This window comes from Aeromonas sp. R2-4 (genome assembly GCF_040908365.1).
Taxonomy (GTDB): domain Bacteria; phylum Pseudomonadota; class Gammaproteobacteria; order Enterobacterales; family Aeromonadaceae; genus Aeromonas; species Aeromonas veronii.
On sequence record NZ_JBFODO010000045.1, the window covers coordinates 17,081 to 30,831 of the forward strand.

Consider the following 13,751-nt stretch of genomic DNA (forward strand, 5'->3'; position numbering starts at 1 on the left):
GCTTAAAGCGCCGGTTCGGCCAGCGGTTTTGGCTTGCTGCGCGCCATGGCGATGAGCGGCAGGACGATGCAGATACAGCCCAGCAGCAGCGGCAGACCGGGCTGCTCGTCAAACAGCCACACCCCGATGGCCACCGCCATCAGCAGACCGGTGTACTCCGCCGAGGCGATCTTGCTCGCCTCTGCCTTGCGATAGGCCACCACGCACAAGCCCGCATAGACCATGATCAGTGCCGAGGAGCCAAAAGCGGGCCACCACATCTGCCACTGCCAGTTGCCCCCTTCCCACAATGCCAGCGCCAGAATGAAGGGCATGCTCAGCACGTTGGTGAAAAACAGGGTCTGGGCGATGGGCTGCTTGAGCGGGATCCGCTTGATCAGCAGATTGTTGAGCGCCATCGACAGCGCCACCCCGAGGGCAGCCAGCGCGGCCCAGTTCACCTCAGTCGGGCGCAGTACGATCAATACCCCGATAAACCCGATAACCGCAGTCAGCACCTTCTGGCGCGAGATCGCTTCCCCCGCCATCCACACCGCCAGCGGCACCATCATCAGGGGGGCGGCATAGAAGAGGGCATTGGCAGTGGCGAGCGGCAAGCGGGTGAGGGCCACTACCATCAGGCAGACGCCGACCGCCCAGATATGGGCCCGCAGCAGGTGCCACTTGATGGCCACCGGTGGATTGCGGCGCCATGACCAGAGCAGCCAGGGCATCAGCAGAATGGCGGCCGAGAGCTGGCGGAAAAAGACAAACTGGAAGATGGGCTGATCCGGCTCCAGCACCTTGACCAGCGCATCGGAAAAAACCGCCACCATATTGCCCAGCACCAGATAAAGGATGCCGATCCCTACTGCATTCATACCACCTCCCACTTCAGATTCGGGGAGGGTAGCGTGCCGGTTGATATCCAGTAAAATGATAAAAAATGACCACTCATGAGATATTTAGATAATGAAGCTTCCTCCCCTGCGTGCGGTGCAATATTTCGAGGTGGTGGCCCGGTTGCTCAGCTTCTCCCGCGCCGCCCTTGAACTGAACGTCAGCCAGAGTGCGGTCAGCCACCAGATCCGCCTGCTGGAAGATTTTCTGGGTGAGCGCTTGCTGCTGCGTCAGGGGCGGTTGCTCTCGCTGACGCCGCAGGGGGAGAGCTACTTCGAAGGGATTGCTGCCGGGCTTAGCCAGATTGCCCAAAGCAGCGAACAGCTGCGTGGTGGTGGCGAGATGCGAGTCCGGCTTGCGGTCTACAGCTCGTTTGCGGTTAAGTGGCTGATCCCCCGCCTGGCGGGATTGCGCCAGCTCTACCCCGAGCTGGATTTGAGTCTGGAGATGGTGGCGGAAGACCCCGAACTCTCCGATAGAGTGGCGGACTGCTTTATCACAGTCTCACCCCACGGGCGTGGCTATTGCCACGATCTTATCTATCAGGAGCGGCTCTTTCCGGTCTGTAGTCGCCGCCTGTTGCAGCAGATAAGCGGGGAGTGGCCTGAGGCCATCTGGCAGCTGCCGCTGCTCTCGGTGCAGTCCATTTACAAGGCGCGGGGGGAGGATTGGCAGCGCTGGGCCAAGGCAGGTGGCTTGGTGATCCCTGACGAGGCGCGAATGCACCACTTCAGCCATGTGCTGCTGGCGATGGAGGCGGCAGCCTGGGATCAGGGGGTGGCGTTCGTGAATGACTACATGCTGCGGCCCGATGATCCCCAACTGGTGGCCTTGCCGGTACACCAGCTGGAGACGGGGGATGCCTTCTACTTTACCTGCAAGCGCTCGCGGGCCCATGAGCCCGCTATCAGCCGGTTGCGCCAGTGGCTGATGATGGAGACACGCCAGAGTATGCCGCTCTAGCCTGCACCGTTACGCTCTCTTGAACTGGCTCAGCACAAACAGGCTGGTGGCACAGACGACGACCGAAGGCCCAGCTGGGGTGTCCTGATACCAGGAGAGGGTCAATCCACCCAGCACGGCGAGGCAGCCAATCAGCGCGGCAAAGCCAGCCATCTGCTCCGGCGTCTGGCTGAAGCGGCGGGCGGTGGCGGCGGGAATGATCAGCAGGGAGGTGATGATCAGCGCGCCGACAAACTTCATCGCCACGGCAATCACCAGCCCGATCAGCAGCATCAGTACGCAGCGCAGCACATCGACCCGGATCCCTTCTACCCGTGCCAGCTCTTCCGAGATGGTCATGGAGAGCAGGGGATCCCACAGTCGCCACAGGGTAAGCAGTACCAGCGCGCCACCGCCGTAAATCCAGAGCAGATCCATCGGTTGTACCGAGAGCAGGTCGCCAAACAGGTAGGCCATCAGATCCACCCGCACGTTATCCATAAAACTCAAGGTAACCAGACCGAGGGACAGGGCGCTGTGGGCCAGAATGCCGAGCAGGGTATCGGTTGCTACCTGCTGGTTGCGGCTCATGATCACCAGCAGCATCGCCATGGCGAGGCAGCAGACCACCACCGCCAGGGTGAGATCGACCTGCAGCAGGATGCCCAGCGCGATGCCGAACAGACAGGCATGGGAGAGGGTGTCGCCAAAATAGGCCATCTTGCGCCATACCACGAAGCTGCCGAGGGGGCCGGCCAGCAGGGCGATGCCGAGACCGGCCGCGAGGGCGTATAACAGAAAGCTGTCCACTTGAATGTCCTGTTGCTTGCGCTATTTGCTGTGAGCGTTGTTGCGAGAAGGCAGGCGGATGACGGGGGCCTGCGGTTCATGATGATGGTGTTCGCCGTCGCAGTGGTGATGGTGGGTATAGACCGCCAGCACCTCCTGCTCCGGTCGCCCGAACAGACGGGCAAATTCGGGGTGGCGCGCCACGCTTTCCGGCTCGCCATGACAGCAGACGTGGCGATTGAGGCAGATCACCTCGTGGGTGCTGGCCATCACCAGATGCAGGTCGTGGGAGACCATCAACACGGCGCAATTGAACTCGGCGGCGAGCTGGCCGATCAGGGCGTAGAGCTCGATCTGGCCAGTGATGTCCACGCCTTGAACCGGTTCGTCCAGTACCAACAGCTCGGGCTTGACCAGCAGGGCGCGGGCCAGCAGTACCCGCTGCATCTCGCCGCCGGAGAGTTTTTGCATCCGGTTTTCCAGCAATCCCTCTGCGCCTACCCGGGCCAGTGCTTCCTCGATGGAGAGGCGGCTGTTTTTGCCCAGTTGCAGGAAGCGGCGCACCGTCAGCGGCAGGGTGGGATCCAGATAGAGGCGCTGGGGCACATAGCCGACTCTCAGGTCGCGGCTGCGGGTGATTTTGCCCGAATCCGGGGTGAGCAGGCCCAGCACCAGCTTGCTCAGAGTGCTCTTGCCCGCCCCGTTGGGGCCGACTAGCGTGGTGATTTTGCCTTTATTGAGGGTAAAGGAGACCTTGTCGAGCACAGAGCGCCCATCAAACGAGAGAGAGACCTCTTTCAGCTCTAACAGTTGGCTCATGACAACTCCGGGGTTTACAGCCAGTGAGAGTTATAATATAACAAAAAGCAGCTGTTATATTATCACATACTCACCCCCTGACGAGATTCACCAATGAGAATTATTGCGCTTTTCACTGCCCTGCTGGCGGTGTGTTTGCCTGTTCGTGCCATTGAGGTACTGACCACCATCAAGCCCCTTGGCTTCATCGCAGCAGCGATCACTGATGGCGTGAGTGAGCCCAAGGTATTGTTGCCGACCGGCGCCTCTCCCCACGATTTCTCCCTGCGCCCTTCCGATATTCGCAACATCAACAGTGCTGGGCTGGTGGTGTGGGTTGGCCCCGAGTTGGAAGGCTTTATGGCCAAGCCGCTGGCCAATCATCCCCATGCTCTGGCCCTGACTCAGGTTGAGGGGATGCCGCTGTTCAACTACGCGACTCAGGATAGTCATGACTCCCATGACCATGATGATCACGATCATGCCGCCCACGAGCACGGTAACCATGATCATGATGAAGGGCATGAGGGACATCATCACGAAGGGGTCGATCCCCATATCTGGCTTGGCCCGACGCAGGCCAAGGTGATTGCCAAGGCGATCGCAAGTGAATTGGGCAAGCTGGATCCGGCCAATCAGGCTCGCTATGACGCCAACCTCGCGGCATTTGATGCCAAGGTAGATGCCAAGGACAAGGTGATTGCCGGCCAGATGAAGGCAGTGAATGAGAAGGGGTACTTTGTCTTCCACGAGGCGTATGGCTACTGGGAGCGCCACTACGGCATGAGTTCAAAAGGTCACTTTACCGTGAGCCCTGAGCGTCGCCCAGGCGCCAAGACCCTGGTGGATATCCGCAAGGCACTGGAAGAGAAGCAGGCGAGCTGCATTTATGCCGAGCCGCAATTCTCACCGGCTGTGATCGAATCGGTGGCACGCAATACCGGCGCCAAGGTACTGTTGCTTGATGAGGTGGGTGAACAGGTGCCACTCGGTTCGGATGGTTATCCCCAATTCATGCAGCAACTGGCAGACGCATTCGCACAGTGTCGCTGATCGCCTGCTGAGCCTCTCATCCGGAGGGACTATACTGACCTCCAGCATCTGACATGGAGTGTCCGGTATGAAATGGTTGTTGATCCCGGCCTGTACTCTGGCGCTATGTTGCGCCAGCGTGCAGGCTTCGCGTCTTTCCGAATATATTGCCAGTCCGGATCTGCGGGCCAAGCTGCAGGAAGTGTATGGTGGCCGCGCCATTCAGCGGGCCGAGGCATTTTCTCGCCTGCTCACCCCCAGAGCGGGTACAACCGACCAGCAGAAGATCGAGCTGGTGAACAACTACTTCAACAATCTGACCTATAGCGAGGATCCCAAGCTGTGGGGAGATGAGGATTACTGGGCCAATCCGCTGGAGTTCATCGGCGCCCGGGGTGGGGATTGCGAGGATTACAGCATCTCCAAGTACTACACCCTGATGGAGCTGGGGGTGGATGAGAAGAAGCTGCGACTGGCCTACGTCAAGGCGGTGCGTTACAACCAGTTCCACATGGTGACGCTCTACTTCCCGACACCCAAGGCTGACCCACTGGTGCTCGACAACATCAACAGCCGGATCCTGCCGGGCAGCAAGCGTACCGATCTCATTCCCGTTTACAGTTTCGATGCCAAAAGCATCTGGATCATGAAGTCACGGCGGGAAGGGACGCTGGCGGGGAGTGCCGATCGGTTGGCGCAGTGGACATCTATGAAGACCCGTTTCTCCAGCGAGCAACTGCGCTCTCCTCGTCGTCAGTTATAGCTTGCCCGCCGCCTTCAACTCATCGAAATATTTCGCCGCGCCCGGATGCTGTTCAATACTCAGCACCGGGCCGGTTTTATTGCGTGCCCGGTGAAACATATTGGCGTAGCCATAAGTCTGCTCATTGAACTTGGTCTGCTGGGTCAGCATGGCCTTGGTCAGACGATAGACAGACTCTTCCGGCATGGTGGCATTGGTAACCAGGGTGGCGGCAATGGCAAAGGTGGGAGTTGCCTTCAGATTGCCGGGGTAGATGCGGGCAGGCACCTGACTGCGTTGGTAATATTTGACCCCCTTGAGTAGCTGATCACGGGTGGCCCCATCAATGGGGAGGAAACTGACCGCGCAACGTTTGGCGGTGTCGAGCACAATCCGGTTCGGGTGTCCCATCACCAGTGCAAATGCGTCGATCTGCTTGCTGCAGAGCGCATCCGGCAGGTTGGCCATGCTCTTCAGATCGAGATCCTGCTCTTTCGCTCCCAAGATGTTGAACAGGGTCAGCGCCGTCTGGCGGGTTCCCGAGCTCTTCAACCCCATGTCGATGGGGGCGAGCTTGAGCTGTTCCAGTGAAGTAATATCGCCATCGGCACGGATCACTATGGTGAAGGGCTCGGCATGGGTGGCAAACAGGGCGCGCAGCTCAGGTTGCGGCTGCGTGGCAAAAGGGCCCAAGCCCTGGCTTGCCTGATATAGCCAGTCTGACTGCACCATGGCGTAGGCGGTCTCGCCACTCTTGAGTCGCGTCAGGTTTTCTATTGAACCCGATGAGCTCTGCAGTGTGCACGCAAGTTGCTCGTCGACCTCATGAGCCAGACGGCAAAACTCTTTGGTTATCTGGTGATAAATCCCCTGCTCACCCCCGGTGGTGATAGTGACGGTTTCAGCCATCAGGCCGGGTTGCCACAGCAGGGGCAACAGCATGGCGAGCTTCTTCATGATTGCGCCTCCTTGGCATAACCATCGATACCCCAGGTCCGCAGTTTGTCGATGTCGCGGCACTCTCCCGATTCTGCCAGTAGGGTATAGCCAGCAGCATGCATGGTTTGGGAGAGCAGATTCCAGTAGAGCGGCTCATCGGTCAGCTGACAGCTGATAAAGATGGGATTGAGCGGATCAAGTTGATTGAAGGTGTCTGCATTGAGGGGAATGGCGCTGAAGGCGAGCTCACACCCCTGTTCCTGTAGCGCGGCCAATGTGGACTGGCCGTGGGCGGGGAATGTGGCCACATCCCAGCGCCAATCCAGTGTTTTTCCTCGACCCTGGCTTAGCAGAGGGGCAATCTCGGACCATTGCGGGTGATTGAGCAGGGAGAGGGGCAGCAAGATCCCTTCTATATGAGAGTGCTGCCACTGTTGCAGGGCGCTCTGGATGGTTGCGAGCTCGCTGTCGGCACCGAGGGGTTGACTGGGCAAGAAACGCTGATAGAGCGCGATCTCCCCTTGTGTGGAGACAAATTTTTGCAGTTGCCCACCTTCCGGCAGCGGGCTTACTCCTTGCAGCGGCTGTGGGGTCGTCAGTGGCAGCTGTTTTCCCAGCTGGGTGATTTTGAGTCGTTGTTGCAGCAGATCCCGTTTGCGTTCGGAAACCAATTGGTTGATGGAAAGTGCCACTTCTTTGAGGTCTTGCAACCAGGGAGTGGGCAGGGTGCTGTTGAACTGGTGTTTGCGGATACGGATCAGCTGCAGGTTGATCTGCTCCAGGGGCTGCAGCAGGCGTTTGCACACCAGGGAGATGATCAGGGTAAATACGACGAGGCCCGCCAGCAGCGCCAGACCGGTGCGACTGATGGCATTCCACAGATGCTGATAGGCGTAGCCGCTATGCCCCTCAAGGGTCAGAGTGCCCAGCATGCGCCAGCCATCGGTCAACTCTTGCTCAATTTTGACGGGCGGCATGCCGATAACCGAGGGAAGCCAGCCGGGGACATTTTGCTGGGTAGAGTGGAATGCCTTCTGAAACAGTACCTGACCATCCGGATCCACCAGAATGACCGAGCTGACGAAGCCGCCATCGAACATGGCATTGACGATGGTCTCGGCCAGCACATTGTCGTCATTGAGCAGGGTTCCTTGCAGCACCAGCCCGAGAGCGGTGATGGCGGTTTCCAGGTTGGCTGACATCTGGTCGAGGATGGATTGGCGGACCGTCGTGACTTCCAGTGCAAACAGCAGCGCTGCACCGATCAGGAACAGGACGACAATTATTCTGATTAACAGTTTTGCTAACGACATATCCACTCCATGGAAAAGTTATCGCAACATTTCAGGTTTCTATTCAGTATCGAATCCGACCCGGTTCTTAAAAATAGGAAAAAATGGTTAAAAAAGACGATCATTTCTGCCCATCCGGGCGCGTTATGCATAAAATGTGAGGTTCATGCAGATTGTGATGAACTATTTGTAACTATTTGTGTCCAACAAACAGTTTTATACGGTTTTGTCACAACTGACATCGCAACTCACACTCTTTAGATCTAAATACAGGATAGCGGATGAAACGTCTCCGTCCCTTGGTAGTACAGGCTGCCAATTGGGAACCACCGGTTCCCCGCAAACACTTTTACGCCATGCTGATGCTGACGGCCATGACCCTGTCAGCAGTGGCATTATTGCCAGCTCCGGGTGACATCCTCGAGCGGCCGCTGCGTCTTGAGTTGCCCATTGATACCGCAGGTACGGCAACCAACGAAAACAACACCGACTTTAACGAAATTCCCGATCACGAACTGGTTGATCAGAGTGTGCCGGATGACGACATCCCGGTCGACACCACCCCCCAGTGGCAGGATTACCGGGTCCGCAACGGCGAAAACCTGACCGCCATTTTTAACAATCTCGGTCTCTCCACCACCACCCTCTACAAGGTGCTGGACGCGGACAACAAGAACTATCTGGCGCGCCTCAAGCCGGGCCAGAATATCGAGCTGCTGATCGATCAGGACAACATCCTGCAGCAACTCAAAATCCGCCTGAACATCAAGCAGACGCTGGTGATGGCGCGCAGCGATGATGCCTATACCGCCTCCATGATCAATGAGAAGGTCGAGTGGCAACCGCAGCGTTACAACGGCGTGATCAACGGCAGCTTCTATGTCAGTGCCCGCAATGCGGGGATTCCGGCCAACCATATCCAGAAAATTGCCAACCTGTTCCAGTGGCGAATGAATTTCGCCAAGGATCTGCAGAAGGGCGACAAGTTCAAAGTGCTGGTACGCCAGGAGACGGTGGAAGGCAAGAGCACTGGCAACAGCCAGCTGCTGGGTGTGGAAGTGACTAGCCAGGGCAAGACGGTGTCGGCCTGGCTCTCCGATGACGGCAACTATTACGACGGTCAGGGCAACAGTCTGGAGCGCGGTTTCCGCCGCTACCCGACCCACAGCCGCTATCGGATCAGCTCCAATTTCAACCCGGCGCGCAAACATCCGGTAACCGGTATGGTGCGTCCTCACGAGGGCACTGACTTTGCGGTGCCGGTAGGCACGCCAGTGCTGGCGACTGGCGATGGTATCGTCCAGAAGGCAACCAGCCACCCGCTGGCGGGTACCTATATCGTCATCAAGCATGGCCGTACTCTCTCTACCCGTTATCTGCACCTGAGCAAGCTGCTGGTCAAAACCGGCCAGCGAGTGAAGATGGGTGACAAGATCGGCCTCTCCGGCAACACAGGTCGCTCGACCGGTGCTCACCTGCACTACGAGCTGCGGATCAACAACCGCCCAGTCAATGCCATGACCGCCAAGCTGCCGATGGCTGAACCGCTCAGCGGCAAGGAGCGTCGTCAGTTCCTTGCCAAGGTGAAGAGCTATCGCAAGGAGCTGGCCGCGGGTTGATTCCTGTCGTCACAGCTTGAAATGAAAGGCCCCGCCAGATTGGCGGGGCCTTTTTACATGCGCCGTGAGGGTCAATAACCCTTGTCGAAGTCGATCTTGCCATCCAGTGGCTGGCCATCGATAAAGCGGATGTAGTTGCGCACAAAGATCTGGGCTACATCATCCGGGAAGCTGTAGGCGCTGTTGTGGGGGGTGACGATGAGGTTGGGTTGGCCCCACAGTGGACTGTCGGCGGGTAGCGGCTCCTGCTCGAACACATCCAGCACCGCCATCGCCAGCTTGCCGGTACGCAGTGCGGTGAGCAGATCGCCAGAGTGCACGGCGCTGCCACGGCCGACGTTGAACAGGATGGCGCCCGGTTTGCAGTGTTCGAAGCGGGCGGCATTGAACAGATGACGGGTATCGCGGGTGGCTGGCAGCACGCTGACGATGACATCGGCCTGCGCCAGCATCTTGTTGAGCGCCGGCAGTTGATAAACCTGATCAAATCCGGCCCGCTCCCGACCGCTGCGGCTGATGCCCAGCACCTTCATTCCAAAATGTTTGGCGGTGTGGGCGATATGCTGGCCAATGCTGCCGGTCCCCAGGATCAGCATGGTGCGCCCCTTGAGGCCCTGATAGGGGTGGCTTTGCCACAGTCGCTGTTTCTGCTGCTCCCGATAAAGGGGGATTTGGCGCATCAGGCTGAGCAGATGACCAAAGACATACTCGCTCATCAGCGGGCCGAAGATGCCGCGCACATTGGTGAGCTGATAATCACGGCGACTGTCAGGGTCGAGCAGCACATCGACTCCCGCGTAGGTGGACTGGAACCAGCTCAGCTTGTTGGCTTTGGGCAGCAGCGGTTTGGCACGGGCCGGTTCGGCCATCAGAATATGGGCTTCGCCGATCAGCTTCTCGGCATCGCCCGGATTATCGGCTCGCAGAATGCGCAGATGGGGGAGATTGGCGGCCTTGAGCAGCCGTTCGTAGTGAGCATTATCCTGGCTGAGCAAAAGAAGGGTACGTTGGCTCATACTCTTGTTCCTTATCAGAATTTGCGGCGCAACAAGATGCCGCTCTCGGCCCATCTTACCTGACTTCATATCGCAACATAGCCGACCAGGGCGCTTTTTCGTTTTCGCCGCGCGCCTCGTGGGCTACAATCTGCCCCACATTTTGCAAAGGATCCGACTCCAGTGTTTGGTGACAAGTTTTATAAGCGACTGGCCGAGCTACAGCCTTGGCAACAGACCGTCTACACCCTAGCGCTGGCAGAGCGCATGTACCCCAACTATGCCCTGTTCTGTCAGGCTTCCGGCTTTGGCAATGCTGGCGCTTTCCGGCATGCGCTGGATCAGATGTGGGTCTATCTCACCGTCAAGGGATCCCGGGTCAATCTGGGTGCCATTCTCGAAGAGTTCGAGTCTCACATTCCGGATCCCCGCAAGTTTGAATCCTACGGTGCCTATCCGGCGCTTGATGCCTGTGTTGCGCTGGGCTGCGCCTATAACTCGGTGATCTGCCGGGTTGGCGAAGAGGCCAACGATGCCAGTCATGCGTCGGTCGGTACCGTGGCCGGTTTTATCGAGCTGCTGGAAGAGCGGGATCTGACCGAAGAGGAGCTCTACGAGCACGAGTACATGGAAGCCGAGCTGGAGTTTCAGGTCGAACTACTCAAGCGGGTCGCCCATGAACGCGATAGCGATCGTATCCTTGCCATCAGAACATTCGCCTCTCAGGATGGCGTCTCCAATATCGGGATCAGCCTGGAAGAGTAATCCTCTGTGGCCCCTGATCGAAAAGGCTCCCGTTCGGGAGCTTTTTTATGCCTGAAATTGTTCAGCAGCTTATGCCTGCTCTTCGGTGAGGGGTCTGACGCTCAGCACTGGGGCGGCGTCGATTTCGTCTGCATTCATCATGGAGGAGATGCGTTGCAGGGAAGAGAGCAGCAGGGTCTGCTCCCAGGTTTCAAGGGATTGAAAGCGTTGGATAAAGCGCTCTTGCAGCGGGGTGGGAGCCTGGGCCAGCAGGGCGCGGCCTGCGTCAGTCAGTGTCGCGTGAACCTTGCGCTTGTCGGTATTGCTGCGAACGCGCTGCACCAGTTGGCGGCTCTCCAATCGGTCCATGATGGTGGTGGCGGTGGCCTGGCTCATGTTGGTGTGATCGGCCAGCTGACGCATGGAGATCTGTCCCAGCTCGTCGATCCCTTTGAGCAGCAAGAGTTGTGGGGAGGTGAGCCCGGCTTCTTTGATCAAGCGCCTGGAGTGCATGTCGATGGCACGAATAATCTGGCGCAGGGCAACCAGCACTTCATCATGTTTTTCCATGGGGTGTGCGTCATTGGAGGGCTATGGAGAGGCGAAAAATTTTCCGCCTAATTCGTCACAAGGTCAATATGGTTTTTGTTGTAATAATTTCTGCTCTAATTAATTTTGTGTTAGGTTGACGGGCATTTCACGGAATTCACCCTGACATTTGAGGAGCGAAATGATGCATGACGAGCTGGATATCAAGTCTCTGGTGGCCGAGTTACGTGTGGTCAGAGTGCGCTATGAACTGCCGGATACCTCGGCTTTTGTGCGCTATCAGCCTGCCTATGATGAAGACCCGAACAACCTCAAGGTACACCACTATGATGGTGAGTTACCCCTCTCTTGCAGTGAGACAGGTACTTTCAACCTAAAGGAGTTGGTGAATGAATTACGCTACGCCTATGTGCTGGTGCACCTCTTTCCTGACGAAAGTGCCATGAACTTCTATCTGACTGGCCTCGATACCGGCCTGGCACAGCTGGAGTTCATCGGTGGCTCTTACGACTTCAACCGCCTCTGGATCACCAGCGGTATCTCCAATCTGGGCGTCCCCATGGCCATCTTCCTTGGCAAGCGTCACGCCGTGAATGGCCAGCCCTCGGTTTCGCTGGTGGATCACCGCGAACAGGCAGCTGGTAAGCTGGTCTATCGCGCCATCGGCGGTGCCGGTGATCATGTGGGCGAAGACTTTTTCAACAACGACTAAGGAGGCTGGATGCGAGCAAGCAAAGGGCTATTGAAAGGCCTCAACCCGACTATGGCCATGACGGCCCTCACCGTGATCACCCTGTTTTTGCTGTTTGGCGTATTTGTTCCCGATACCGCGGCCGCCTGGTTTGTCGGTGCCAAGGATCAGATTATTGCCGGGTTCAAGTGGTACTACATTCTGGTGGTCGCCCTGTTCCTGTTCTTCGCTGTCTACCTGATGTTTAGCCGTTTTGGCAGCATCCGGCTGGGTGACGACGACCAGGTACCGGAGTTCGGCTACTTCGCTTGGTTCTCCATGCTATTTAGCGCTGGCATGGGGATCGGTCTGGTGTTCTGGAGCATCGCCGAGCCGATGAACCATCTGCAGGGCAATCCGTTCATTACCGAAGGGATGACCCCGGAAGCGGCCCAGATCGCCATGCGCCTCACCTTTTTCCATTGGGGCCTGCACCCCTGGGCCATCTATGTGATCGTCGGCCTGTCACTTGCCTTTTTCAGTTATCGTCGCAAGTTGCCGCTGGCTATTCGCTCCGTGCTTTACCCTATCCTTGGCGAGCGGATTTACGGTTTTTGGGGCCATGCGGCCGATGTGCTGGCCGTGTTCGGCACCGTGTTCGGGGTGGCGACCTCCCTTGGTCTGGGGGTCTCCCAGATGAATACCGGCCTCAACCAGATGTTTGGTATGGCGGTGTCGCAGTCCAACCAGCTCTGGCTGATTGGCGGTATCAGTCTGATCGCCACCCTGTCGGCGGTCTCCGGGGTCGGGCGCGGGGTGAAGATCCTCTCCGAGCTCAATATCTGGCTGAGCGTCTTCGTTCTCGCACTCTTTCTGGTGCTGGGGCCGACCACCTATATCCTCAACGCCTATGTACAGAACATCGGCGATTACCTGCAGAACATCGTCAAACTGAGCTTCTGGACCAACACCGAGGCCAACGGCACCTCGGCCTGGCAGTCGAGCTGGACGGCGTTTTACTGGGGTTGGTGGATTGCCTGGGCGCCGTTTGTCGGCATGTTTATCGCCCGTATCTCCAAGGGGCGTACCATTCGCGAGTTTGTGCTCGGTGTGCTGCTGGTACCCTCACTGCTCGGCATGTTCTGGCTCACCGTGTTTGGCGGTACGGCGATGAATCTGGAGCTGTTTGGCGGTGGCGGCGTGGTCGCTGCGGTCAATCAGGATGTGACGCTGGCGCTCTACAAGACGGTCGAGCTGCTGCATTGGGATACCTTCGGCTGGATCGCCAAGGCCGTGCTAACCCTGCTCATCTGCACCTACTTCATCACCTCCAGTGACTCGGGTACGCTGGTCATCACCACCCTGCTCTCCATCGGTGATCAGGAGCCGCCGGTACTGCACCGCGCCGTATGGGGTCTGGGGCAGGGGCTGGTTGCCGCCATCCTGCTGGTTTCCGGCGGCCTGGCGGCCTTGCAGGCGGCCAGCATCATAGCCGCGCTGCCCTTCTCGGTGATCATGCTGGCGATGTGCTATTCGCTGATGCTGGGGCTCAAGCAAGAGAGCCAGCGCCAGTTTGAGTATCGTCAGAACCTCAAGCGCCACGATGGCTCATCCCATATGAGCCTGATGGAGCGAATTGGTCCGGCATAACGGCACCAGCAGGGGTTAGCGCCCCCTCACATATCAATCTGGATGCAAAACGGCCGCCCTGGCGATGTTCTCCTTGCGGAGCTCATCATCAGGGCGGCCGTCTGTTATGGG

14 protein-coding genes are annotated in these 13,751 nt (G+C 58.1%); 7 read left to right on the forward strand and 7 right to left on the reverse strand.

Annotated features, from left to right (window positions below):
* Window positions 1-2: 2 nt before the first annotated feature.
* Window positions 3-860, reverse strand: coding sequence for a DMT family transporter (locus tag AB5Z05_RS17325; protein ID WP_021231711.1), 858 nt, complete (start codon window positions 858-860; stop codon window positions 3-5).
* A 91-nt stretch (window positions 861-951) separates the two neighbouring features.
* On the opposite strand from AB5Z05_RS17325, the gene AB5Z05_RS17330 reads away from it, so the two are divergent.
* Window positions 952-1,842 carry a LysR substrate-binding domain-containing protein gene (locus tag AB5Z05_RS17330; RefSeq protein ID WP_042052463.1) on the forward strand — a complete coding sequence of 297 codons (891 nt, stop codon included), beginning with the start codon at window positions 952-954 and terminating at the stop codon, window positions 1,840-1,842.
* A gap of 9 nt (window positions 1,843-1,851) precedes the next feature.
* Here the strand turns inward: AB5Z05_RS17330 and znuB are convergent, their stop codons facing one another.
* Window positions 1,852-2,631: a zinc ABC transporter permease subunit ZnuB gene (znuB, locus tag AB5Z05_RS17335; protein ID WP_005354863.1), complete on the reverse strand. Its 780-nt coding sequence runs from the start codon at window positions 2,629-2,631 to the stop codon at window positions 1,852-1,854.
* Between the two features lie 21 nt (window positions 2,632-2,652).
* Window positions 2,653-3,429 (reverse strand): zinc ABC transporter ATP-binding protein ZnuC, encoded by a 777-nt coding sequence (gene znuC / locus AB5Z05_RS17340; RefSeq protein WP_236767051.1) that lies wholly within the window; start codon window positions 3,427-3,429, stop codon window positions 2,653-2,655.
* A gap of 93 nt (window positions 3,430-3,522) precedes the next feature.
* On the opposite strand from znuC, the gene znuA reads away from it, so the two are divergent.
* Together znuA and AB5Z05_RS17350 are read left to right on the forward strand one after the other, a co-directional pair.
* Window positions 3,523-4,461, forward strand: a complete 939-nt coding sequence (gene znuA, locus AB5Z05_RS17345) for a zinc ABC transporter substrate-binding protein ZnuA (protein ID WP_368152388.1) — start codon at window positions 3,523-3,525, stop codon at window positions 4,459-4,461.
* A gap of 67 nt (window positions 4,462-4,528) precedes the next feature.
* Window positions 4,529-5,203, forward strand: coding sequence for a transglutaminase-like cysteine peptidase (locus AB5Z05_RS17350; protein WP_042052461.1), 675 nt, complete (start codon window positions 4,529-4,531; stop codon window positions 5,201-5,203).
* Here AB5Z05_RS17350 and AB5Z05_RS17355 read toward each other — a convergent pair.
* Entirely contained in the window at window positions 5,198-6,139 is a 942-nt protein-coding gene (locus AB5Z05_RS17355; protein WP_362786263.1) for a TAXI family TRAP transporter solute-binding subunit, read from the reverse strand. The genes AB5Z05_RS17350 and AB5Z05_RS17355 overlap by 6 nt on opposite strands.
* Window positions 6,136-7,434, reverse strand: a complete 1,299-nt coding sequence (locus tag AB5Z05_RS17360; RefSeq protein ID WP_368152390.1) for a LapD/MoxY N-terminal periplasmic domain-containing protein — start codon at window positions 7,432-7,434, stop codon at window positions 6,136-6,138. Before AB5Z05_RS17360 ends, AB5Z05_RS17355 begins: the two co-directional genes overlap by 4 nt.
* A gap of 260 nt (window positions 7,435-7,694) precedes the next feature.
* Between AB5Z05_RS17360 and mepM the strand changes: the two genes are divergently transcribed.
* The gene (mepM, locus tag AB5Z05_RS17365) at window positions 7,695-9,032 is read left to right on the forward strand and encodes a murein DD-endopeptidase MepM (protein ID WP_236767054.1); all 1,338 of its coding nucleotides are present in this window, start codon (window positions 7,695-7,697) and stop codon (window positions 9,030-9,032) included.
* 71 nt (window positions 9,033-9,103) lie between these two features.
* Here mepM and AB5Z05_RS17370 read toward each other — a convergent pair whose 3' ends face one another.
* Entirely contained in the window at window positions 9,104-10,048 is a 945-nt protein-coding gene (locus AB5Z05_RS17370; protein WP_236767055.1) for a D-2-hydroxyacid dehydrogenase, read from the reverse strand.
* A 162-nt stretch (window positions 10,049-10,210) separates the two neighbouring features.
* Here AB5Z05_RS17370 and AB5Z05_RS17375 point away from each other — a divergent pair, with 162 nt between their 5' ends.
* Window positions 10,211-10,792, forward strand: a complete 582-nt coding sequence (locus AB5Z05_RS17375) for a YjaG family protein (protein WP_128814904.1) — start codon at window positions 10,211-10,213, stop codon at window positions 10,790-10,792.
* A gap of 69 nt (window positions 10,793-10,861) precedes the next feature.
* Here AB5Z05_RS17375 and AB5Z05_RS17380 read toward each other — a convergent pair whose 3' ends face one another.
* A complete protein-coding gene (locus tag AB5Z05_RS17380) occupies window positions 10,862-11,341 on the reverse strand; it encodes a MarR family winged helix-turn-helix transcriptional regulator (protein WP_042081587.1) in 480 nt (159 codons plus the stop codon).
* Between the two features lie 163 nt (window positions 11,342-11,504).
* Between AB5Z05_RS17380 and AB5Z05_RS17385 the strand changes: the two genes are divergently transcribed.
* Both AB5Z05_RS17385 and AB5Z05_RS17390 read left to right on the forward strand, forming a co-directional pair.
* On the forward strand, window positions 11,505-12,032 hold the full coding sequence (locus AB5Z05_RS17385) for a hypothetical protein (RefSeq protein WP_368152456.1): 528 nt from the start codon (window positions 11,505-11,507) through the stop codon (window positions 12,030-12,032).
* Window positions 12,033-12,041: 9 nt separating this feature from the next.
* Window positions 12,042-13,640 (forward strand): BCCT family transporter, encoded by a 1,599-nt coding sequence (locus tag AB5Z05_RS17390; RefSeq protein ID WP_005335834.1) that lies wholly within the window; start codon window positions 12,042-12,044, stop codon window positions 13,638-13,640.
* The last annotated feature ends 111 nt before the right edge of the window (window positions 13,641-13,751 follow it).

Excerpts from the sequence above, each read along its gene's own strand:
- AB5Z05_RS17325 (WP_021231711.1), bottom strand. The coding sequence starts at position 860 with ATGAATGCAGTAGGGATCGGCATCCTTTATCTGGTGCTGGGCAATATG.
- AB5Z05_RS17330 (WP_042052463.1), top strand. The coding sequence starts at position 952 with ATGAAGCTTCCTCCCCTGCGTGCGGTGCAATATTTCGAGGTGGTGGCC.
- znuC (WP_236767051.1), bottom strand. The coding sequence starts at position 3,429 with ATGAGCCAACTGTTAGAGCTGAAAGAGGTCTCTCTCTCGTTTGATGGG.
- znuA (WP_368152388.1), top strand. The coding sequence starts at position 3,523 with ATGAGAATTATTGCGCTTTTCACTGCCCTGCTGGCGGTGTGTTTGCCT.
- AB5Z05_RS17350 (WP_042052461.1), top strand. The coding sequence starts at position 4,529 with ATGAAATGGTTGTTGATCCCGGCCTGTACTCTGGCGCTATGTTGCGCC.
- AB5Z05_RS17355 (WP_362786263.1), bottom strand. The coding sequence starts at position 6,139 with ATGAAGAAGCTCGCCATGCTGTTGCCCCTGCTGTGGCAACCCGGCCTG.
- AB5Z05_RS17360 (WP_368152390.1), bottom strand. The coding sequence starts at position 7,434 with ATGTCGTTAGCAAAACTGTTAATCAGAATAATTGTCGTCCTGTTCCTG.
- mepM (WP_236767054.1), top strand. The coding sequence starts at position 7,695 with ATGAAACGTCTCCGTCCCTTGGTAGTACAGGCTGCCAATTGGGAACCA.
- AB5Z05_RS17370 (WP_236767055.1), bottom strand. The coding sequence starts at position 10,048 with ATGAGCCAACGTACCCTTCTTTTGCTCAGCCAGGATAATGCTCACTAC.
- AB5Z05_RS17380 (WP_042081587.1), bottom strand. The coding sequence starts at position 11,341 with ATGGAAAAACATGATGAAGTGCTGGTTGCCCTGCGCCAGATTATTCGT.
- AB5Z05_RS17385 (WP_368152456.1), top strand. The coding sequence starts at position 11,505 with ATGCATGACGAGCTGGATATCAAGTCTCTGGTGGCCGAGTTACGTGTG.
- AB5Z05_RS17390 (WP_005335834.1), top strand. The coding sequence starts at position 12,042 with ATGCGAGCAAGCAAAGGGCTATTGAAAGGCCTCAACCCGACTATGGCC.